Genomic DNA, 21,137 nt, shown 5'->3' with positions numbered 1-21,137 from the left:
CTTGTGTCGCCAGGTCAGTTCGTGGTGCCTTGCCCGGCCGCGAGGCGCGGGTCGGCGGGCGCGAATCCGGCGAACGACTTCGCAAACGTGCTCATAGCGGACATGTGCATGACATGGGTGTCCCCTGGGGAAGGTGGTGGGAAGAAAACGAAGACGAACCGGAGTCCCGGGCGCCGTGAAAGCCGGCGCCGTCGGGTCCCGTGCGTTGTGATCCGCCGCTCTCCGCTTGCTGCTCTCAATACCCAAGACGCGTGTCCGATGGGATGGTTGCGCCCCGAGTGAAAGTTCGTGCGGAAGTTTTTCCGAGTCCGGTGCGGCCTCTGTGGCACCGCTTCGATGATCCGTCGGATCCTCGGTCCGCTGCGCCGAACGTGGCGGACTGGATGCGGTGTCGATCAAGTCGGTCTGCCAGGATGGGCGGCAAGCGGGGATACGGCCATCCGTGTCCGAAACCCTCATATCACCGCCGGCTCGAGCAACAAGGAGCACACGCATGCCCATCGCAACTCCCGAGGTCTACGCCGAGATGCTGGACCGGGCCAAGGCCGGTCGATTCGCCTACCCGGCGATCAACGTGACCTCGTCCCAGACCCTGAACGCGGCGCTGCGCGGGTTCGCCGAGGCGGAGAGCGACGGCATCGTCCAGGTGTCCACGGGCGGCGCGGAGTTCCTGTCGGGCACCACCGTCAAGGACATGGTGGTGGGCTCGGTCGCGTTCGCCGAGTACGCGAAGGTGATCGCCGAGAAGTACTCGGTGAACATCGCGCTGCACACCGACCACTGCCCCAAGGACAAGCTCGACGGGTTCATGCGCCCGCTGATCGACATCTCCGCGGAGCGTGTGGCCAAGGGGCAGGACCCGCTGTTCCAGTCGCACATGTGGGACGGCTCGGCCGTACCGCTGGCGGAGAACCTGGAGATCGCCCGTGAGCTGATCGCCAAGTGCGCCGCCGCGCGGATCGTCATGGAGCTGGAGATCGGCGTCGTCGGCGGCGAGGAGGACGGCGTCGCCAACGAGATCAACGACAAGCTCTACACCACCGCGGCCGACGCGCTGGAGACCGTCGAGGCGATCGGCCTGGGCGAGCAGGGCCGCTACATGCTGGCCGCGACCTTCGGCAACGTGCACGGCGTGTACAAGCCGGGCAACGTCAAGCTGCGGCCGAGCATCCTCAAGGACCTCCAGGACGCGGTCGGCGCGAAGTACGGCCGGGAGAAGCCGTTCGACCTGGTCTTCCACGGCGGCTCCGGCTCGCTGCTCGAGGAGATCCGCGAGGCGCTGGACTACGGCGTGGTCAAGATGAACGTCGACACCGACACCCAGTACGCCTTCACCCGCCCGATCGTCGACCACGTGCTGCGCAACTACGACGGCGTGCTCAAGGTGGACGGCGAGGTCGGCAACAAGAAGCTGTACGACCCGCGTTCGTACGGCAAGGCGGCCGAGACCGGGATGGCCGAGCGGGTCGTCGAGGCCTGCCGCGACCTGCGCTCGGCGGGCACCCGGATGAAGTAGTCCGCACCCGCGATCGGCATCGATCCGCGCCGAGGCCCGCGACCACGAGGTCGCGGGCCTCGGCGCGTGATGGGCGATCATGGGGTCCATGACCATCGACCAGAACCTTTTCGGCGGACCCGATCCCACCTACCTGCCCGAGGAGCCCGAGCCGCTGGCGCTGCTCGTGGACGGCGTGCCGGCGGCCGAGGTGGCCGCGAAGTTCCCGACCTTCTCGCTCGCGTGGGCCGACCTGGCCGACGAGGCCTTCGCCCGGGGCAGCGTGATCGAGTCCTACGCCTACGCGCGGGTGGGCTACCACCGCGGACTGGACGCGCTGCGGCGGGCAGGGTGGCGCGGGCACGGGCCGGTGCCGTGGGAGCACGAGCCGAACCGGGGGTTCCTGCGCTCCCTGCATGCGCTTGCGCGGGCTGCGGGTGCGATCGGTGAGGAGGAGGAGTACTCGCGCTGCACCATCTTCCTGCGGGACAGCAGTGCGGCGGGGGCCGACGCCCTGGAGGGCTGAGCACCCGGCCTGCGGCCGAGGCGGCCTCAAGCGCCGGCCGGGCTGATTGGCCTCAAGCGCCGGCCGGGCTGGTTGTTCTGCTCCGGCCGGCGCTTTGGCTTCGGATTTGTTTTGGCTGCCGGTTACGCCGGGACGAACAGGCGCCAGCCTGTGGGGCGGACCGTCCAGGTGCGCAGGTGGACCGGGCCGGTGGGCATTCCGTCGGCGGCGTAGGTGAAGTCGCGGCCGCGGACCGTGATTTCGTGTGCGCGCAGTTGTACCGGTGCGTCGAGGACCGGGTTGGGGCCGAAGCGGGATGTACCCGGGTGGCCGGTGATCATCACGGTCGCGGTGCCCGCGCCGTTCGAGCCGTTTGTCCCGTGTGATCCGTTTCGGCCGTTGTACCCGTTCACTGTGACTTCCGTCATCCTCGGGCCGGGCGTGCTCGACCCGTCGCAGCCCAGGTGCACGGACAACACGGGGCGATCCGTGTCGGCCACGACCCTGCCGTCCGCCTCGATCCGCAGCCGGTGTCCCGAGGGCCCGACGGCGGCGCCGACGGTGCTCGACACGGTCCGCGCGGCCTGGTCCCACAACCCGCGCCAGCCGCGTCCGGACATGCCCGCGACCGGCCCGCCGCGGCCGGCCCGCACGCCGTGTCCGATCCGGACCGAGCGCAGCGCGAGACCGCCCAGGTCGTCCGACAACAGGTCGAAGGAACGTTCGTTCTCGCCCAGTGCCACGCGTGCCGCCTTGGCGGGCTCGGCCGGCAGGCCCAGCGCCTCGGCGAGCCCGTGGCCGCCTCCGGTGTCGATCGGGACGATGCCCAGCGGGGTCTCGCCGAGCTCGCCCGCACGATCCAGTAACCGCGCGACGGCGTGTACTCCGGCATCCCCGCCGATCACCACGACACGCCGACGCCCCCGCCGCGCGAGGGCGCGCTGCAGGTCGGCGGGGTCGGTGGGAATGACGATCTTGCTGGGGGCGCAGGCCCGCAGAACATCGAGCGCGACCCGGACGGATTCGCCGTCCGCCGAGCGAGCCGCAGGGTCCGTGATCACGAGCAGCGAGCGCTCGGCCGACACCGGTCGTCCTTCCTCAGGTAACCTCTCCCCGCAAGAGCCCCTTGCCGCGCATCGCGTCAAGGGGCTTGGACCGTCCGGGGCTCCCGTTGTCAAACATGCCCCGCCTGGAAGGGGTGTACGCCTCATGCCCGCACTCGTACTCGTCGGCGCCCAATGGGGAGACGAGGGCAAGGGGAAGGCTACCGACCTGCTCGGCGGATCCGTCGACTACGTGGTTCGGTACCAGGGCGGCAACAATGCCGGCCATACCGTTGTCATCGGCGATCAGAAGTACGCCCTCCACCTGCTGCCCTCCGGCATCCTCACGCCCGAGTGCACGCCCGTCATCGGCAACGGTGTCGTGGTCGACCCGGGGGTGCTGCTGCACGAGATCAGCACCCTGGTCGAACGCGGCATCGACACCTCCAAGTTGCTCATCTCGGGCAATGCGCACCTGATCACGCCGTACCACCGCACTTTGGACAAGGTGACGGAACGGTTCCTCGGCAAGCGCAAGATCGGCACCACCGGACGCGGCATCGGCCCGTCCTACGCCGACAAGATCAACCGGGTCGGGATCCGCGTCCAGGACCTGTTCGACGCGGGCATCCTGACCCAAAAGGTCGAGAGCGCGCTGTCGGACAAGAACCAGATGCTGGTCAAGATGTACAACCGCCGCGAGCTGAAGGTCGAGGAGATCGTCGAGGAATACCTCGGCTACGCCGACCAGCTGCGGCCCTACGTCGCCGACACCACGCTGGTCCTGAACCAGGCCCTGGACCAGGGCAAGGTCGTCCTGTTGGAGGGCGGTCAGGGCACGCTGTTGGACGTGGACCACGGCACCTATCCGTTCGTCACTTCGTCCAACCCCACGGCGGGCGGCGCGTGCGCCGGATCCGGCATCGGCCCGACCAAGATCACCGGCGTGATCGGCATCCTCAAGGCGTACACCACGCGCGTGGGTGCCGGCCCCTTCCCGACCGAACTCTTCGACGAGGACGGCGAGGCGCTGCGCCGGATCGGCCACGAGCGCGGCGTGACCACCGGGCGCGACCGGCGCTGCGGCTGGTTCGACGCGGTGATCGCGCGGTATGCCACGCGGGTCAACGGCCTCACCGACTTCTTCCTGACCAAGCTGGACGTGCTCACGGGTTGGGAGCGGATCCCGGTCTGCGTCGCGTACGACATCGACGGCGTGCGGCACGACGAGCTGCCCATGTCGCAGACCGACTTCCACCACGCGAAGCCGATCTACGAGACGTTGCCGGGCTGGACCGAGGACATCACCGGCGCGCGCACCTTCGCGGATCTGCCGGGGAACGCGCAGGCGTACGTCCGGGCCCTGGAGGAGATGTCCGGCGCCCCGATCTCGGCGATCGGCGTCGGCCCCGGCCGCACGCAGACCATCGAGATCAACAGCCTGCTGCGCGGCAAGTAGCGCACGGGTTCGCGACCGCGCGGGGTCCTGCCGACACACTGTCGGCAGGACCCCGTGATCGTTGACAATCTGTCGCTTCGGACGGCGTTTGCCCGGCCTTAGGGTGGCCGCATGAGCACTCTGGACCCGGCGGCCGGGAAGGCCGTCTACGACGCCGACCGCGCCCACGTCTTCCACTCCTGGTCCGCACAGGGGCTCATCAGCCCGCTGGCGGTCGCGGGCGCCGAGGGTTCCTACTTCTGGGACTACGACGGCAACCGATACCTGGACTTCGCGTCCCAGCTGGTCAACACCAACATCGGACACCAGCACCCCAAGGTCGTCGCGGCGATCAAGGCGCAGGCCGACAAGCTGTGCATGGTCCAGCCGGCCTTCGCCAACGACGCCCGCAGCGAGGCCGCGCGGCTGATCACCGAGCTGGCGCCCGGCGACCTGAACCGGGTCTTCTTCACCAACGGCGGCGCCGAGGCGAACGAGAACGCGATCCGGATGGCGCGGCTGCACACCGGCCGGCACAAGGTGCTCTCCACCTACCGCTCGTACCACGGCGCCACCGCCAACGCGATCGCGCTGACCGGCGACCCGCGCCGCTGGCCGAACGAGACCGGCGTGTCCGGCATCGTGCACTTCTGGGGCCCGTACGCCTACCGCTCCGCGTTCCACGCCGACGGCGAGGCGCAGGAGTGCGAGCGCGCGCTGGCGCACCTGGAGAACACCATCGTGTTCGAGGGCGCCCAGACGATCGCCGCGATCGTGCTGGAGACCGTGGTCGGCACCGCCGGCATCCTGGTGCCGCCGGCCGGCTACCTCGCGGGTGTGCGGGCGCTGTGCGACAAGTACGGGATCGTCTTCATCGCCGACGAGGTGATGGCCGGGTTCGGCCGCACCGGCGCGTGGTTCGCGGTGGACAACTGGGACATCACCCCCGACCTGATCACCTTCGCCAAGGGCGTCAACTCCGGCTACGTCCCGCTCGGCGGCGTGATCATCTCGGACCGGATCTTCGAGACCTTCCGCGAGCGCCCCTACCCGGGCGGCCTGACCTACTCCGGTCACCCGCTGGCCTGCGCAGCCGCCGTCGCGACGATCACCGCGATGCGCGACGAGAAGATCGTCGAGAACGCCAAGTGGCTCGGGGAGAGCGTGATCGGCCCCGAACTGCGCGCGATGGCGACGCGGCACGCGAGCGTCGGCGAGGTGCGCGGCCTCGGCGTGTTCTGGGCGATCGAGCTGGTCAAGAACAAGGAGACCCGCGAGCCGCTGGTCGCCTACAACGCCGCCGGCCCCGCCGCGCAGCCGATGAACGAGTTCACCGCGGCGTGCAAGGCGCGTGGCCTGTGGCCGTTCGTCAACATGAACCGCACCCACGTGGTGCCGCCGTGCACGAGCACCGAGGCCGAGGTCAAGGAGGGCTTGGCCATCCTGGACGAGGCGCTGACCGTCGCCGACGCGTTCTGCGGGTAGCCCCTCGCACTGCGTGCAACCCTTCGCGAACCGGGCCGTACCCGCGCCGACTTCGGCGCGGGTACGGCTTTTTCGCGTTTCCACCCCCGGTGTTCGCCGCCCGATCACCCCTTCGGGCGCCGACTCCCGGCGTCCCGGGCGAAATCGGATGGGCACGTTGCTCCCCAAATCGGATATCGGTTCATATGATCGACGCGATCGACTTGATCGGACGGGTGCCCGTCGGCGCGACGGTGCCGACGGCCGGCGAGAAGAGACCGCGTGCAGTCGACACAGGGCAGTGTTTTAGACGGCGGCCTGCTTCTCGGCCCGGCCGATCCCGGCGGTGCTCAGGCCCCGTTGCGGCGGATCAGCCTGCGCCAGGAGATCGCCGAGGTGTTGAGCGACGACCTGGTGACGGGCCGGCTGCCGGCCGGTACCTCGCTGACCGTCAACGAGACCGCGCAACGTTTCGGGGTGTCGGCGACCCCCGTACGCGAGGCGCTGATCCAGCTCGCCGCGCAGGGCCTGCTGCTCGGCGGCCACCATCGCGGCTTCCAGGTCTGCCGGTTCACCTGGACCGACTTCGCCGAGATCGTCGAGTCGCGCCGACTGCTCGGCGTGCCGCTGATCGGCCGGATCGCCCGGACCGCGCCGGACGAGGCGATGCCGACGCTGCGGGCGCTCGGCGACCGACTCGACGGCGCGCACTGGAACGGCGACGTGTCCGAGGTCGCGCTGCTCGACCGGCGGTTCTTCGGCGAACTCGGCCGCTGGAGCGGCAACCGCCGACTCGCCGACGTGCTCGCGGTCTTTCGGGTCCAGGCCTGGATGTACATCGTCCCCTACCTGCGCGACGCCCCGCCGACCGCGTCGGGCTGGGGCCGCTATCGCGAACTCGCGGACAAGGTCGCCGCGCGCGACGCGGAGGGATCGATGGCGCTGATGCGCGACTACACCTCGGCCGGTCGCCGGCTCGCCCGCGAACTCGCGGACGCGCACTGACGCTTGCCCATGGATGCGGGCCGGCGCGGTGGCGGTACGGTGGCGCCGGTAACCGCCGCGTGGGATCGACAGGACCGGGAGCTGCACCGTGGATTGCGACGTCTGGCTCGTTCCGCTGGTGGACGCGCTGTGTCACAACCCGGAGAATCCGTTCCGCGACGAACTGGCCGCCTACGACGCCGCACTGGTGGGCCACGGCCTGCCCACCGTGCCGGTGCGCACCTGGCAGCCGGGCACCGCCGAGGTGCGGCTCGCGGGCGCGTTCGACCACGAGTCGCTGCACTACCTGCGCCGCGCCTACCTGCTGCACCGCACAGGGTTCCCGGTCACCCCCGTGGAGCGGCTGGGCGAGGACTACGACCGCCTCCTGGAGACCTTCGAGGCGGCCGCCCAGTTCTCCCACCTGGTGTGGCACTACGACCACGCCGGCGCCTACCTGCCGATCGACTTCCCGCAACCGCTGATGGACGACCCGCTGCCCGAGGAGGGCGGACCGCTCGGCTCCAGCCTGGGCATGCTGCGCGAGCTGGAGGACCTGGCCCCGTACATCGGCGTGGACCTGCTCGACCCGCCCAGGCCGACGCCGACCTACGACGGCGCCCCGTTCGCCCGCGAACGTTTCGTCTGGGCGACCCTGTACGCCGCCGCCCAGGAGAGCGTGACCCTGGGCGCGATGGTCGTCTTCGCCTGAGCGCGGGGGCATCCGCCGCCGGGCGTGCCACTAGGCTGCCCGTGTGAAGGTCCTCGTGATTGGCAGCGGTGCCCGTGAGCACGCCCTGTGCCGCTCGCTCTCCCTCGACTCCGCGGTGTCCGCCGTCTACTGCGCGCCCGGCAACGCCGGCATCGCGCAGGTGGCCGAACTGCGCCAGGTCGACGCCCTCAACGCCGGGGACGTCGCCGACCTCGCCCAGCGCCTCGGCGTCGACCTCGTCGTCGTCGGCCCCGAGGCCCCGCTGGTCGCCGGGGTCGCGGACGCCGTGCGCGCGCGGGGCATCGACTGCTTCGGCCCCTCCGGCACCGCCGCGCGCCTGGAAGGCTCCAAGGCGTTCGCCAAGGAGGTGATGGCCGCCGCCGGCGTGCCCACCGCCCGCAGCTACGTGTGCACCACCGCCGAGGAGGCCGACCGCGCCCTCGACGCGTTCGGGCCGCCCTACGTGGTCAAGGACGACGGCCTCGCCGCCGGCAAGGGCGTCGTGGTCACCGACGACCTCGACGTCGCCCGCGCACACGCCGCCTCCTGCGACCGGGTGGTGATCGAGGAGTTCCTCGACGGCCCCGAGGTCTCGCTGTTCGTGCTCTGCGACGGCGACGACGTGGTGGCCCTCCAGCCCGCCCAGGACTTCAAGCGGGTCGGCGACGACGACGCGGGCCCCAACACCGGAGGCATGGGCGCCTACACCCCGCTCCCGTGGGCCCCCGAGGGCCTGACCGAGGACCTGGTGCGCACCGTCGCCCAGCCCACCGTGGACGAGATGCGCCGCCGCGGCACCCCGTTCTCCGGCGTGTTGTTCATCGGTCTCGCGCTCACCTCACGCGGCCCGCGCGTGATCGAGTACAACTGCCGCTTCGGCGACCCCGAGACCCAGGTCGTGCTGGCGAGCCTGGCCACCCCGCTGGCCGGCGTGCTGCACGCCGCCGCGACCGGGCGACTGGGCGAACTGGAGCCGCTGCGCTGGCACGAGGGCGCGGCCGTGACCGTGGTGGTGGCCGCCGAGAACTACCCCGCGACCCCGCGTACGGGCGACCCGATCAAGGGCCTGGCCGAGGTGGCCAAGCTCCCGCACACCTACGTCCTGCACGGCGGCACCCGCCGCGGCGAGGCCGGCGAGGTGTTGTCCTCCGGCGGCCGGGTGCTCTCCGTCACCGGCGCCGGGGCAACCCTGGAGCAGGCCCGAGAGCGTGCGTACGAGGGGGTGGCCCTGATCGGCCTGCCCGGCTCGCACCACCGCACCGACATCGCCGCCAAGGCGAGCCGGGGCGAGATCTCGGTCGCCGGCTACCGGCCCCAGGGCTGAATTCGGCCGTTCGGCCCCTTTACCGGTCGGCTCAAACCCACACAGCCGTCCGGCCCCGGATCTCACTCGCAGGGATGGTGTTCGGCCCGAAGCGGCTGAACACCAGAACTCGTCGCATTATCGTGCGAGCACCGCGGGTCGTGACCGACGACCCGGACGAGTGATCCCCGGATCCAGGATCGGATGGGGGCGATGCGTGTGGGCGAGTCGGCCGAACCACTGGCGCTGGCCGAGGCACGCGCGCGGGCGCGCGCGGTGCTGTGGGTGCGCAACGGCGCCGTCCTGGCCGCGCTGACGGCCGCCGGCCTGCTGGTGTACTGGGCCTCGCGCACCTTCGGCGAGAGTGCCCCGGGCACGCTGCTCGCCGCCCTGGCGGTGGCCATCGTGGCCCTGCTCGGGTGGGTCGCGCTCGACTTGGCGCTGGTGCGCCGCACCGGTGTCCCGGCGGTCGTGCTGGCCCCGGACGACGCGCCGGAACTGCACACGATGGTGCGCGAGCTGGCCGAGCGCCTGGACGTGCCGGTGCCCGACGGCATCCGCTTGTGCCCCGAATGCGACAGCTGGCTGGAACCCGACCCCCGCCGACCCCGACGCACCGTCCTGGTGGTCGGCGCGCCGTTCCTGTGGTGGCTGCGGGTGGGCGAACTGCGCGCCCTGCTCGCCCCGGTCGTGGCGGGCACCGAGGCGTCCGCCGAACCGGTGGTCGCCGGCGCCCGCCGCTGGGTCCGCCGCCTCGACGCTGTCGCCGACGTACGCCGCCCACTCGGCCCGGCCCCGCTGCGCCCGGCCCGCCGGCTCTCCCGCTCCTTCGCCCGCCAACTGCTCGGCCTGTGCCAGGGCCACGCCGAACTGATGGAGCGCGAGATCGCGGTCGGCGCGGCGGCCCTGGCCATCCCGCTGGAGCCCGAACTGCGCGCCACCGCGCACGAACAGGTCGGCCTGGCCTACGCCGGCTGGGACCGCCTGCTGACCCGGCTCGCCGCCCCCGCCTGGGCCATCGGCCGCCGCCCGGACGCGCTGATGGCGGGCGTGGTCTCGGCGCTGACCGAGTTGTCCCGGCGGGACAAGCTCGCCGACGCGTTCGGAGCCCGTCTGGCCGAGCGGGCCGCCGGCGACCTGCTCGCCGACCCGGTCGCCATGGACGGCGAGATCTCCCGGCTCGCGGCGGGCATCTTCGCCGACGGACCCACCCCTGAACCGGTCTCCTGGGCCGACTACCCCGACGCGGTCATCGAGCCGGTGTGGCGGGCCCGCGCGGCGGCGTTCGCGGCCCCCGTCGACGACGCCCTGGCGGTGCTGCGCCGGGACCCGGACGAGGACCACCGCAAGGCCGCCGACCACCTGTTCGCGGTGGTGGCGTGCGCGGCCCTGGACACCGGCCGGATGCACCCCGCGGTGGACTGGCTGGACGGCCCGGTCCTGGTCGACGGCTCCGGCCGCGCGGTCGACCTGGCGACGCTGATCACCCGTGCCGTCGACGAACGCAACGACGCCCCGCTGCGCGCCTGGCTGGCCCGGATCGGCATCGCCACCCGCGAGCCGGTCCACCCCGACGGTTCGGCGGCCTGACGCCCTCGGGTCCGTGGTGGGGCCCGTGAAAGACTCACCCTGCCCCACCACACCCCAAGAAAGCGCTGGTTCCGTGAGCGGATTCGTCACCAAACCCGAGCCGGTCGAGGTCCCCGGTCTGACCCACATCCACACCGGCAAGGTGCGCGAGCTGTACACCGACGCCGACGACAACCTCGTGATGGTGGCGAGCGACCGGATCTCCGCCTACGACTGGGTCCTGGAGCCCGGGATCCCGGACAAGGGCCGGATCCTCACGAGCCTGTCGCTGTGGTGGTTCGACCTGCTGGCGGACCTGTACCCGAACCACGTGCTGTCCACCGACGTGCCCGCCGGCGCCCCCGCCGACTGGGCCGGCCGCACCCTGGTGTGCCGTCGGCTGGACATGGTGCCGGTCGAGTGTGTGGCGCGCGGCTACCTGGCCGGGTCCGGCACCGTGGAGTACCGCGCCTCGGGCTCGGTGTGCGGCGTCGCGCTGCCCGAGGGCCTGACCGAGGGCTCCGAGCTGCCCGAGCCGATCTTCACCCCGGCCACCAAGGCCGAGGTCGGCGAGCACGACGAGAACGTCTCCTTCGCGTACGTCGCCGAGCGGCACGGCGCGGAACTGGCCGACGCGCTGCGCCGGGCCACGCTCTCCGTCTATGGCCGGGCCCGGGACATCGCGCGCGAGCGCGGGCTCGTCCTGGCCGACACCAAGTTCGAGTTCGGCCTCGACCCGGCGGGTGGCCTGGTGCTCGCCGACGAGGTGCTGACCCCCGACTCGTCCCGCTACTGGCCCGCCGACCGCTGGGCGCCGGGGCACGCCCAGCCGTCCTTCGACAAGCAGTACGTGCGCGACTGGCTCACCTCGCCCGAGTCGGGCTGGGACCGCGTGGCCGACACCCCGCCGCCGGACATGCCCGAGGAGGTCGTCACGCGTACGCACGAGAAGTACGTCGAGGTGTACGAGCGACTGACCGGAAACCGCTGGGCCTGATCGGTCGAGCCCGCCCGACGCCGATTCCCGGCCGTCCCGACACCCGTCGGGGCGGCCGGGGCGGTATTCGGCCCACGCGCACCCGGCCGACCCCACGCACACGACAGAAAGGCCGGATCACATAAGTGATCCGGCCTTCTCGTGGAGCGGACGACGAGATTCGAACTCGCGACCCTCACCTTGGCAAGGTGATGCTCTACCAACTGAGCCACGTCCGCACGACTCGGGGCGTTGCCCCGCGTTGTGTCCCCAACCCTACCCGATCCGCGGAGGTGGTTGCCACCGACCTCGGTTCGAGGGGTCGAGCAGAGCAGGCGACAGGAATTGAACACTGCGTCTCCCCCTTGGAAAGGGGGCGCTCTACCACTGAGCTACGCCTGCGTGTGTTCCCCGGTTTCCCGGGTGCAAGAGAACTCTATAGGACCCCCGAGGGTGCCCAGTACGCTCCGGAGTCGGATCATCACGGATGTCCGGGTTTGCCAGGGAAAGTTCTTTCGGGACGACGCCGGCCCCCGCTCCGCCGCAGGCGGGGACGGGGGCCGAGAGGTGGCCGGATCGGACACGTCTGGTGTCGGTCGCCGGCGCGGAGGTGCGCTCAGTTCGCGGTGTTGGCGGCCTCGAATTCCGCGTATACCCGGGCCGGGATACGCCCGCGGGCGGGTACGTCCATACCGCGCGCACGAGCCCAGGCCCGTACCGCCGCGGGGTCGGAGGTGACGGTCGTCTGGCGGAAGGGCTTTCCGGTGCGCGCGGTACGTCGCGCGACCGCGAGATAAGGAGCCAGCGCATCCCGCATCTGCTGAACGTGCTCTTCCGAAAGGTCGATTTCATACGACTTGCCGTCGAGGCCGAAACGGATGGTTTCCGTGGCCTCGCTTCCGTCGATGTCGTCGTGCAGGCTGACGACTACACGCTGGGCCATGGCGGTGTCCTCTCGGGTGATAGCACCGAGGCGAAAAACAAAACTACATTGCCGAGTCTAAGCGCTAAACGCGAACCCTTGCGGTGTGGTCCGCTGTTCTCCGGTTCGGTAAGCGCTAATTTACCGGTCGGCGATTCGTTTTCACGATACGCGAGATATTCCTCTCGCCGCGCGAGGGCGGGCGTGTCCCGAGTGTCGGCCGGTTTGATCCACAGCCTGTGGACAACGCGACGTCGAATCGACCGCCGGATGAGCCCAGCCAGGCCGCAGTGCCCGTTTGGAGGCGATTTATTGACATCCGGACTCGGCCGACCTCCCTGTGGACAACCTCAAAGCTGTGGATAACTCGGCGCCGGGGCGGGTCGCCCGGAGGCGGCCGGTACCCTGATACCGCCGATCCATCGGGTGCCGGCGTCGACCGACCCGATCCAGCAGCAGGGTCCGACCCCCCGTATCCCGCGATACGGACGACCGGCCCGAACCATCACAGTGGGAGTGCCTGTGGCACGCGTCGTCGTCGACGTCATGCTCAAGCCGGAAATCCTCGATCCCCAAGGGCAGGCCGTGCAGCGCGCGCTGCCGCGGCTGGGATTCGACGGAATCACCGACGTCCGCCAGGGCAAGCGTTTCGAGCTGGAGCTGGAGGGGCCGGTCGACGAGGCCGCCCTCGCCCGCATCCGCGAAGCCGCCGAGTCCTTCCTCGCCAACACCGTGATCGAGGACTTCACCGTCCGCGTCGAGGCGGAGGGGGAGAAGTGACGATCCGCGTCGGCGTCGTCACCTTCCCCGGTTCGCTCGACGACCACGACGCCCGGCGCGCGGTGCGCATCGCCGGCGCCGAGCCGGTCGCCCTGTGGCACAAGGACAAGAACCTCCAGCAGGTCGACGCGGTCGTCCTGCCCGGCGGATTCTCGTACGGCGACTACCTGCGTTGCGGAGCCATCTCGCGCTTCTCGCCGGTCATGGAATCGGTGATCGAGCAGGCGCAGGCCGGCCTTCCGGTATTGGGCATCTGCAACGGTTTCCAAATTCTTTGCGAATCGCACCTGCTGCCGGGCGCGCTCACCCGCAACGACCACCTCCACTTCATCTGTCGGGACCAAAAGCTGCGGATCGAGAACACGTCGACCGCATGGACGTCGGACTTCGAGCCCGGACAGGAGATCACTGTTCCGCTCAAGAACGGTGAAGGCGGTTTCGTCGCCGACGAACGCACCCTGGACATGCTGGAGGCCGAGGGTCGGGTGGTTGCCCGCTACCTGGACCTCAACCCGAACGGATCGCGTCGCGACATCGCCGGCATCAGCAACGCGGCCGGGAACGTGGTCGGTCTGATGCCGCACCCCGAGCACGCGGTGGAGCCGCTGACCGGTCCCACGACCGAGGGCCTCCCCTTCTTCACCTCGATCCTGAAGCGCCTGGTGAACGCCTGATGAGCCTGGACACCGTCAAGAACGCGCTCGAACACCCCGACGTCGAGCAGCCCTTCGCCGAACTCGGCCTCAAGCCGGACGAGTACACCCGCATCCGAGAGATCCTGGGCCGCCGGCCGACCTCCTCCGAGCTGGCCATGTACTCGGTGATGTGGTCCGAGCACTGCTCGTACAAGTCGAGCAAGGTGCACCTGCGCCAGTTCGGCGACAAGATGCCCGAGAACGACGCGATGCTCGTGGGCATCGGGGAGAACGCCGGCGTCGTCGACGTCGGCCAGGGCTACGCGGTGACCTTCAAGGTCGAGTCGCACAACCACCCGTCCTACGTGGAGCCCTACCAGGGCGCCGCGACCGGGATCGGCGGCATCGTGCGCGACATCCTGGCGATGGGCGCCCGTCCGGTCGCGGTGATGGACCCGCTGCGCTTCGGTGCGGCCGAACACCCCGACACCCGGCGTGTGTTGCCCGGCGTGGTCGCGGGCATCGGCGGCTACGGCAACTGCCTGGGCCTGCCCAACATCGGCGGCGAGATCGTCTTCGACCCCTGCTACCAGGGAAACCCGCTGGTCAACGCGCTGTGCGTGGGCGTGATGAAGCACGAGGACATCCACCTCGCGCAGGCGTCCGGCGCGGGCAACCTGGTGATCCTCTACGGCGCCCGCACCGGCGGCGACGGGATCGGCGGGGTCTCGGTCCTGGCCTCGGAGACGTTCGACGCAGACGGCCCGGCCAAGCGGCCGGCCGTCCAGGTCGGCGACCCGTTCCAGGAGAAGCTGCTGATCGAGTGCACCCTGGAGCTGTTCCGCGAGCACCTGGTCGCGGGCATTCAGGACCTCGGCGGCGCGGGCCTGTCCTGCGCCACCTCGGAGCTGGCCTCGGCCGGGTCCGGCGGCATGCGGGTCGAGCTGGACACCGTCCCGCTGCGCGACCACACGCTCTCGCCCGAAGAGATCCTGATGAGCGAGTCGCAGGAGCGCATGTGCGCGGTCGTGGAGCCGGCCCACGTGGCCCGCTTCATGGAGATCTGCGACAAGTGGGACGTCATCGCCACCGTCGTCGGCGAGGTCACCGAGGGCGACCGGCTGGAGATCTTCTGGCACGGCGAGCAGATCGTCGACGTGCCGCCGCGCACCGTGGCGCACGAGGGGCCGGTCTACGAGCGGCCGTACGCGCGCCCGCAGTGGCAGGACACCCTCCAGGCCGACGCGGCCGAGCGGCTGCCCCGCCCGGGTACGGACGAGGAGCTGAAGGCGACGCTGCTCGACCTGGTCGCCTCGCCGAACCTGGCGGACAAGTCGTGGGTCACCGACCAGTACGACCGCTACGTGCTCGGCAACACCGTGCTGGCCCAGCCGGAGGACTCCGGCATGGTCCGCATCGACGAGGAGACCGGCCTGGGCGTGGCGCTCGCCACCGACGGCAACGGCCGCTTCTGCAAGCTCGACCCGTACATCGGCGCCCAGCTCGCGCTGGCCGAGGCGTATCGCAACGTGGCCACCACCGGCGCCAGGCCGCTGGCCGTCACCGACTGCCTGAACTTCGGCTCGCCCGAGGACCCGGCGGTGATGTGGCAGTTCGCCGAGACCACGCGCGGCCTGGCCGACGCGTGCCGGATCCTGGGCACGCCGGTGACCGGCGGCAACGTGTCGTTCTACAACCAGACCGGCGAGACGGCGATCCACCCGACCCCGGTGGTCGGCGTGCTCGGCGTGATCGACGACGTCGAGCGGCGCACGCCGGTCGGCTTCGCCGAGGAGGGGCAGATCATCCTGCTCCTGGGCGACACGCACGAGGAACTGTCCGGCTCGGCATGGGCACAGGTGGCCCACGACCACCTCGGCGGCCTGCCGCCGAAGGTGGACCTGGAGCGCGAGCGGCTGCTCGCCGAGGTCCTGATCGCGGGCTCGCGCGACGGCATGATCGACGCCGCGCACGACCTCGCCGACGGCGGTCTGGCCCAGGCCCTGGTCGAGGCGTGCCTGACCGGCGGCCACGGCGCGCGGGTGGTGCTGGCGGAGGACCTCGACCCGACCGTCGCGCTGTTCAGCGAGTCGGCGGGCCGGGCGATCGTCGCGGTGCCCAGGAGCGAGGAGATGCGCTTCACCGACATGTGCAAGGTGCGCGGCCTGCCGTGCGCCCGGATCGGTGTGGTCGACGGCGACACGCTCGACTTCCAGGGCCACTTCACGGTGGCGCTGGACGAACTGCGCACCGCCCACGAGCGGACCCTGAAGGCCCTGTTCGGCTGAGCAGGCGACCTTCCCGATGCCCGTGAGGGGTGCCCAGCGCACCCCTCACGGGCATCGCCGTCTTCCGGCGCCGCCGTCCCTACCTCCCCAGCCGATATGGCCGGAACGTGCCGTGCCCGGGCCAGTACGGGTAGGGGATCGTGTCGAAGTGTGCGCCCTTGCGCGCGCTCTCCTCGTACGCGTGGTACCTGGTGTGCGCCGCGTCCGCCCAGCCCGCGAAGATCAGCGTGTGGCCGGCCGCGCCCGGAGCGGTGTTGAGCAGGATGTCGCCCGGTCGCAGGTCGTCCCGGCCGATCGGGTGCGACACCTCCGGCAGGGTCACCGTGGTCAGCCCCGGCGGCGGCAGCCCCCAGGCCATCGAGACCAGCCCCGAGCAGTCCGTGCGGTAGCCGTCGTGCAAGCCGCTCATGCTGTAGCCCAAACCCAGGTCGGCCCACCGCCTCGCCCGGGCCACGATCTCCTCCCCGCCCGACCCCGGCGCCGCGACCCGCACGACGCCCGCCCCGCGACCGATCGGCCGGATCGCGAACGGCCCGTCGTACACCTCCGGCGGCGCGAACGACGGCTCGCCCGCGCGGACCCACCCGTCGGCCGGGCCGAGCCCCGCGCGCGGCCCGCCCGCCGGCGCCAGGTCGAGCAGTCGGGTGGCCGCGCCGTGGTCCGCCGCCGCATAGGACCGGGCGTTGTCGACCAGCCGATCGGCCAGATCCACCCCGCCCCGCTCGGCCCGATCCAGCGTCTCCACCGCCTCCCGAAGCCGGGTCCGCAGCACCTCGAAGGTCTCCGGCGCCAACGGGCGGCTCGCCGCGACATCGACCGCCGCCACCCGCTCGCGCAGCCCCCACACCTCCCGCGCCACCGCCCGCAACCGACCCGCGAGCGTGACCAGAGCGCCCGGCTCGGCGGCGAACCCGGCGATCACCGCGCCGCCCACCGCTGGTCCAACCACGCCGCACTGCCCGACGCCGGGAAACGCTCCGCCGCGTCCGACCCCGCCGCCGACCCCGCCCTTTCCCGCGCCGCCCGCTCGTTCGCCGCGATCCGGCCCAGCGCGGCCCGTATCGCCGCCGCGTGCGCCCGCAGCGCCTCGACCACGGCCAGCACCGCCGGCTCCGTCGCCGCACACTCCCGCCGCCAGACCTGCGCCCGAGCCGCGAACGCCTCCGCCGCCCCGCCGCGCCAGTCGACCGCCGTCGAGACGGGCCGCACCCGCTCCGCCGCCCCGGCCAACTCGGCCGCGATCGCCTCGACCCGGCCGGGATCCCCGTAATCGCTCATGCCCCCAGCGTCACGGCACGCCGGCCGCAGCGGGCGAGCCCGCGCCGCATCCGTGCAGAAACGAATCGCCTACTCCGGGCCGAAAACCGCCGACCCGAGCCGAAAACCCTCCACCCCACCCGCCGCCCGCCCTCTAACCTGCACCCATGACGAACCGCTCCGCCGCCCCCCGCCCCCGCAAGGTCGATCCGGCCAAGGTGCGCAGCGCGCTGATCGCCGAGTGGCGCGCGATGGCCGAGGTCACGGCACGGCTGACCCCGGAGCAACTCGCCGCCCCCTCCGGGCTGACCGGCTGGTCCACCGCCAACCTGGTCGGCCACCTGGCCGCGAGCGTCGAGGCGGTCCCGCGCTGGCTCGCCGAACCCGTTCCGACCGGCCCGCCGATCACCGTCGAGCAGTGGGCCAACGGCACCGCCGCGCACGCCTCGGTGATCTCCGCCATCGCCGACGACATGGCCGAGGCCGGCCGCACCCCCGCCGACTGCGTCGACGCCGCGATCGCCGCCCTGGACGACGTCCCGGACACCCGCACGACGATCACCCGGATCGGCCCGATGCGCCTGCCCGACATGCTCGTCACCCGCCTCGTCGAGGGCGTCGTGCACAGCGACGACCTGGAGCGGGCCACCGGCGAGCCCTTCCCGCACGACCGCCACGCGCTCGGCACGGTGGTCCGCGCGCTGGCCGACGCGCTCGCCGCCCGCGCTCCCGGACACGCGGTCGAGGTCCGCGTCCCGCCGTTCGCCGTAGTGCAGTGCGTCACAGGACCCCGGCACACTCGGGGCGTTCCGCCCAACGTGGTCGAGACCGACCCAAGGACCTGGATCCGCCTCGCCACCGGCCGTCTGACCTGGGCGGACGCCGTCGAAGACGGTCGAGTCCTGGCCAGTGGCGAACGCAGCGACTTGTCCGAATATCTGCCACTGATGGGGTGATCCGCGACCGATCCGGCCCTGTCGTAGACTCGATCACGTGCCACGTGGCGATGGACGACTCAACCACGATCTCTTCCCCGGCGAGAAGGGCCCGCAGGACGCCTGCGGCGTCTTCGGCGTCTGGGCCCCCGGCGAAGAGGTCGCAAAACTCACCTATTTCGGTCTCTACGCTTTGCAGCACCGCGGGACGGAATCCGCCGGCATAGCTGTGAGCAACGGATCCCAGATCCTGGTCTTCAAGGACATGGGCCTGGTCTCCCAGGTCTTCGACGAAACCACTCTGGGCTCGCTCCGCGGGCACATGGCCGTAGGCCATGCCCGCTACTCGACCACCGGATCGTCCGTCTGGGAGAACGCCCAGCCGACGTTCCGGGCCACCGCGACCGGCAGCATCGCGCTCGGCCACAACGGAAACCTCACCAACACGGGTGAGCTGTCCCGTCTGGTCGCCGAGCAGGGCCCCGATCGCGGCGAACTCAACTACCCCTACCAGGGCCGGATCGAGGCCAGCAGCGACACCGACCTGCTCACCTCGCTCCTGGCCGGCAGCCCCGACCTGTCCCTGGAACAGACCGCGATGCAGGTGCTGCCCGAGGTCAAGGGCGCCTTCTCGCTGGTCTTCATGGACGAGACCACGCTCTACGCCGCGCGCGACCCCCAGGGCATCCGGCCCCTCGTGCTCGGCCGCCTGGAGCGCGGTTGGGTGGTGGCGAGCGAGACCGCCGCCCTCGACATCGTCGGCGCCTCGTTCATCCGCGAGATCGAACCGGGCGAGCTGATCGCGGTCGACGAGCACGGCCTGCGCACCCGGCGCTTCGCCGAGGCCAAGCCCAAGGGCTGCGTCTTCGAATACGTCTACCTGGCCCGCCCTGACACCACCATCGCGGGCCGCGGCGTCTACGCGTCCCGGGTCGAGATGGGTCGCCGGCTGGCCCAGGAGTACCCGGTCGACGCCGACCTGGTCATGCCGACCCCGGAATCGGGCACCCCCGCCGCGATCGGCTACGCCGAACAGTCCGGCATCCCGTACGGAAACGGCCTGGTCAAGAACTCCTACGTGGGCCGGACCTTCATCCAGCCCAGCCAGACCATCCGCCAGCTGGGCATCCGGCTCAAGCTCAACCCGCTGCGCGAGGTCATCCAGGGCAAGCGCCTGGTCGTGGTCGACGACTCGATCGTGCGCGGCAACACCCAGCGCGCGCTGGTGCGCATGTTGCGCGAGGCCGGCGCGGCCGAGGTGCACGTGCGGATCTCCTCGCCGCCGGTGAAGTGGCCGTGCTTCTTCGGCATCGACTTCGCCACCCGGGCCGAACTGATCGCCAACGGTCTCTCGGTGGACGAGATCGCCAAGTCGCTCGGCGCCGACTCGCTCGCCTACATCTCGCTCGACGCGATGGTCGAGGCGACCACCATTCCCAAGGACCGGCTGTGCCGGGCCTGCTTCGACGGGGAATACCCGATCGAGCTGCCCGACCCCGAGCGGTTGGGCAAGCACCTGCTCGAAGGCATCGAGCAGTCCGTCCGCACCGACGTGGACGGCGTGCAGGCCCTCCTCGGCGGCGGCGGCGCGGAGGACGCGCTCCGTCGTCCCTGATCCGCCGAGTCCGCGCAGTCCAGCGAGTGTCCGTTTCCGGTGCGCCGCGTCGCGTCCCCCTTCCCGGGGGCGCGACGGGCGTTCCGCAAGGATCCACCCCGACCCGAAAGGGCCGCCGCCGTGAGCGACCAGTCCACCCCCACCCCCCGCACCGCGAGCTACGCCGCGGCCGGCGTCGACATCGAGGCCGGTGACCGCGCCGTCGAGCTGATGAAGCAATGGGTCGGCAAGGCCACCCGGCCCGAGGTCGTCGGCGGCCTGGGCGGCTTCGCCGGCCTGTTCGACGTCTCCGCGCTCAAGCGGTACGAGCGCCCCCTGCTGGCCACCGCGACCGACGGCGTGGGCACCAAGGTCGCCATCGCGCAGGCGATGGACAAGCACGACACGATCGGCCACGACCTGGTCGGCATGGTCGTCGACGACCTCGTCGTATGCGGCGCCGAACCGCTGTTCATGACCGACTACATCGCCACCGGCAAGGTCTTCCCCGAGCGGGTCGCGGCGATCGTCAAGGGCATCGCCGAGGGCTGCGTCCTGGCCGGCTGCGCGCTGGTCGGCGGCGAGACGGCCGAGCACCCCGGCCTGCTCGACCCGAACGAGTACGACGTCGCGGGCGCCGGCACCGGCGTGGTGGAGGCCGACGGCCTGCTCGGCGCGGAGCGCGTGCGCGAGGGCGACGTGGTGATCGCGATGGCCGCCTCCGGCCTGCACTCCAACGGCTACTCGCTGGCCCGCCACGTGTTCTTCGCCGTCGCCGGCTGGAAGCTCGACCGCGACGTCCCGGAACTGGGCCGCACGCTCGGCGAGGAACTGCTCGAACCGACCCGGATCTACTCGCTCGACTGCCTGGACCTGGCCCGGCGCACCGACGTGCACGCCTACTCGCACGTCACCGGCGGCGGCCTGGAGGCCAACCTGGCCCGGGTACTCCCGGCCCACCTGGACGCCCGCCTGGACCGCTCGACCTGGACCCCGGCCCCGATCTTCGGCCTGGTCGGCGCGCTCGGCGAGGTGCCCCGGTCGGAGCTGGAGAAGACGCTGAACATGGGAGTGGGCATGGTCGCGGTGGTCGCCGCCGACGCCGCCGACGCGGCCCTCGCGGTGCTCGCCGAGCGCGGCGTGCCGGCCTGGATCCTCGGCGACGTGGTCACCGGTTCCGGCCGGGCCGTACTGAGCGGCGATCACCGGGCATGACGAAGGCACCCGCGGCGCCCGC

At 71.4% G+C, this 21,137-nt stretch carries 19 protein-coding genes and 2 tRNA genes; 15 read left to right on the top strand and 6 right to left on the bottom strand.

Annotated elements, in window-relative coordinates; genetic code table 11:
* The first annotated feature begins 493 nt into the window (after positions 1 to 493).
* Positions 494 to 1,516, top strand: coding sequence for a class II fructose-bisphosphate aldolase (fbaA, locus tag ACH4XV_RS42560; RefSeq protein WP_126636586.1), 1,023 nt, complete (start codon positions 494 to 496; stop codon positions 1,514 to 1,516).
* An 88-nt stretch (positions 1,517 to 1,604) separates the two neighbouring features.
* Complete coding sequence (locus tag ACH4XV_RS42555; protein ID WP_395798949.1) at positions 1,605 to 2,021, top strand: DUF3151 domain-containing protein; 417 nt, start codon at positions 1,605 to 1,607, stop codon at positions 2,019 to 2,021.
* A gap of 122 nt (positions 2,022 to 2,143) precedes the next feature.
* Here ACH4XV_RS42555 and ACH4XV_RS42550 read toward each other — a convergent pair whose 3' ends face one another.
* Positions 2,144 to 3,085 carry a diacylglycerol kinase family protein gene (locus ACH4XV_RS42550; RefSeq protein WP_395798947.1) on the bottom strand — a complete coding sequence of 314 codons (942 nt, stop codon included), beginning with the start codon at positions 3,083 to 3,085 and terminating at the stop codon, positions 2,144 to 2,146.
* A gap of 124 nt (positions 3,086 to 3,209) precedes the next feature.
* Between ACH4XV_RS42550 and ACH4XV_RS42545 the strand changes: the two genes are divergently transcribed.
* The 7 genes from ACH4XV_RS42545 to ACH4XV_RS42515 all read left to right on the top strand — a co-directional run bounded on the left by ACH4XV_RS42545 (position 3,210) and on the right by ACH4XV_RS42515 (position 11,510).
* Positions 3,210 to 4,502, top strand: coding sequence for an adenylosuccinate synthase (locus ACH4XV_RS42545; protein ID WP_395798945.1), 1,293 nt, complete (start codon positions 3,210 to 3,212; stop codon positions 4,500 to 4,502).
* Positions 4,503 to 4,613: 111 nt separating this feature from the next.
* The gene (locus tag ACH4XV_RS42540) at positions 4,614 to 5,966 is read left to right on the top strand and encodes an aspartate aminotransferase family protein (protein ID WP_395798944.1); all 1,353 of its coding nucleotides are present in this window, start codon (positions 4,614 to 4,616) and stop codon (positions 5,964 to 5,966) included.
* Between the two features lie 261 nt (positions 5,967 to 6,227).
* Positions 6,228 to 6,950, top strand: a complete 723-nt coding sequence (locus ACH4XV_RS42535) for a GntR family transcriptional regulator (RefSeq protein ID WP_395798942.1) — start codon at positions 6,228 to 6,230, stop codon at positions 6,948 to 6,950.
* An 88-nt stretch (positions 6,951 to 7,038) separates the two neighbouring features.
* Positions 7,039 to 7,641, top strand: coding sequence for a hypothetical protein (locus ACH4XV_RS42530; protein ID WP_380003454.1), 603 nt, complete (start codon positions 7,039 to 7,041; stop codon positions 7,639 to 7,641).
* Positions 7,642 to 7,684: 43 nt separating this feature from the next.
* Positions 7,685 to 8,965 carry a phosphoribosylamine--glycine ligase gene (gene purD / locus ACH4XV_RS42525; RefSeq protein WP_395798940.1) on the top strand — a complete coding sequence of 427 codons (1,281 nt, stop codon included), beginning with the start codon at positions 7,685 to 7,687 and terminating at the stop codon, positions 8,963 to 8,965.
* 192 nt (positions 8,966 to 9,157) lie between these two features.
* Entirely contained in the window at positions 9,158 to 10,534 is a 1,377-nt protein-coding gene (locus tag ACH4XV_RS42520) for a hypothetical protein (protein ID WP_395798938.1), read from the top strand.
* A gap of 73 nt (positions 10,535 to 10,607) precedes the next feature.
* The gene (locus ACH4XV_RS42515; RefSeq protein WP_395798936.1) at positions 10,608 to 11,510 is read left to right on the top strand and encodes a phosphoribosylaminoimidazolesuccinocarboxamide synthase; all 903 of its coding nucleotides are present in this window, start codon (positions 10,608 to 10,610) and stop codon (positions 11,508 to 11,510) included.
* Positions 11,511 to 11,652: 142 nt separating this feature from the next.
* On the opposite strand, the gene ACH4XV_RS42510 is transcribed toward ACH4XV_RS42515, so the two are convergent.
* From ACH4XV_RS42510 to ACH4XV_RS42500, 3 genes are all read right to left on the bottom strand, one after another.
* Positions 11,653 to 11,728: transfer RNA gene (locus ACH4XV_RS42510), tRNA-Gly, on the bottom strand.
* 91 nt (positions 11,729 to 11,819) lie between these two features.
* A tRNA-Gly gene (locus ACH4XV_RS42505) sits at positions 11,820 to 11,891 on the bottom strand.
* A 214-nt stretch (positions 11,892 to 12,105) separates the two neighbouring features.
* On the bottom strand, positions 12,106 to 12,432 hold the full coding sequence (locus ACH4XV_RS42500) for an Lsr2 family protein (protein WP_126636576.1): 327 nt from the start codon (positions 12,430 to 12,432) through the stop codon (positions 12,106 to 12,108).
* A gap of 495 nt (positions 12,433 to 12,927) precedes the next feature.
* Here ACH4XV_RS42500 and purS point away from each other — a divergent pair, with 495 nt between their 5' ends.
* Genes purS through purL form a run of 3 tightly spaced genes read left to right on the top strand, consistent with a single transcriptional unit; the run spans position 12,928 to position 16,114 of the window.
* A complete protein-coding gene (gene purS, locus ACH4XV_RS42495) occupies positions 12,928 to 13,191 on the top strand; it encodes a phosphoribosylformylglycinamidine synthase subunit PurS (RefSeq protein ID WP_078976147.1) in 264 nt (87 codons plus the stop codon).
* Positions 13,188 to 13,865 carry a phosphoribosylformylglycinamidine synthase subunit PurQ gene (gene purQ / locus ACH4XV_RS42490; RefSeq protein WP_395798934.1) on the top strand — a complete coding sequence of 226 codons (678 nt, stop codon included), beginning with the start codon at positions 13,188 to 13,190 and terminating at the stop codon, positions 13,863 to 13,865. The genes purS and purQ overlap by 4 nt, the downstream gene beginning before the upstream one ends.
* Positions 13,865 to 16,114, top strand: a complete 2,250-nt coding sequence (purL, locus tag ACH4XV_RS42485) for a phosphoribosylformylglycinamidine synthase subunit PurL (protein ID WP_395798932.1) — start codon at positions 13,865 to 13,867, stop codon at positions 16,112 to 16,114. Before purQ ends, purL begins: the two co-directional genes overlap by 1 nt.
* 79 nt (positions 16,115 to 16,193) lie before the next feature.
* On the opposite strand, the gene ACH4XV_RS42480 is transcribed toward purL, so the two are convergent.
* Together ACH4XV_RS42480 and ACH4XV_RS42475 are read right to left on the bottom strand one after the other, a co-directional pair.
* Positions 16,194 to 17,063 carry a hypothetical protein gene (locus tag ACH4XV_RS42480; RefSeq protein WP_395798930.1) on the bottom strand — a complete coding sequence of 290 codons (870 nt, stop codon included), beginning with the start codon at positions 17,061 to 17,063 and terminating at the stop codon, positions 16,194 to 16,196.
* Positions 17,033 to 17,392: a hypothetical protein gene (locus tag ACH4XV_RS42475; protein ID WP_395798928.1), complete on the bottom strand. Its 360-nt coding sequence runs from the start codon at positions 17,390 to 17,392 to the stop codon at positions 17,033 to 17,035. The genes ACH4XV_RS42480 and ACH4XV_RS42475 overlap by 31 nt, the downstream gene beginning before the upstream one ends.
* 146 nt (positions 17,393 to 17,538) lie before the next feature.
* Here ACH4XV_RS42475 and ACH4XV_RS42470 point away from each other — a divergent pair, with 146 nt between their 5' ends.
* The 3 genes from ACH4XV_RS42470 to purM all read left to right on the top strand — a co-directional run bounded on the left by ACH4XV_RS42470 (position 17,539) and on the right by purM (position 21,115).
* The gene (locus tag ACH4XV_RS42470; RefSeq protein ID WP_395798926.1) at positions 17,539 to 18,327 is read left to right on the top strand and encodes a sterol carrier family protein; all 789 of its coding nucleotides are present in this window, start codon (positions 17,539 to 17,541) and stop codon (positions 18,325 to 18,327) included.
* Between the two features lie 37 nt (positions 18,328 to 18,364).
* On the top strand, positions 18,365 to 19,921 hold the full coding sequence (purF, locus tag ACH4XV_RS42465) for an amidophosphoribosyltransferase (RefSeq protein ID WP_078976141.1): 1,557 nt from the start codon (positions 18,365 to 18,367) through the stop codon (positions 19,919 to 19,921).
* 120 nt (positions 19,922 to 20,041) lie between these two features.
* On the top strand, positions 20,042 to 21,115 hold the full coding sequence (purM, locus tag ACH4XV_RS42460) for a phosphoribosylformylglycinamidine cyclo-ligase (protein ID WP_380003466.1): 1,074 nt from the start codon (positions 20,042 to 20,044) through the stop codon (positions 21,113 to 21,115).
* Positions 21,116 to 21,137: the final 22 nt, after the last annotated feature.

The sequence above is a fragment of the Embleya sp. NPDC020630 genome (assembly GCF_044334985.1).
GTDB lineage: Bacteria > Actinomycetota > Actinomycetes > Streptomycetales > Streptomycetaceae > Embleya.
This window is presented reverse-complemented; position numbering and strand designations above follow the sequence as displayed.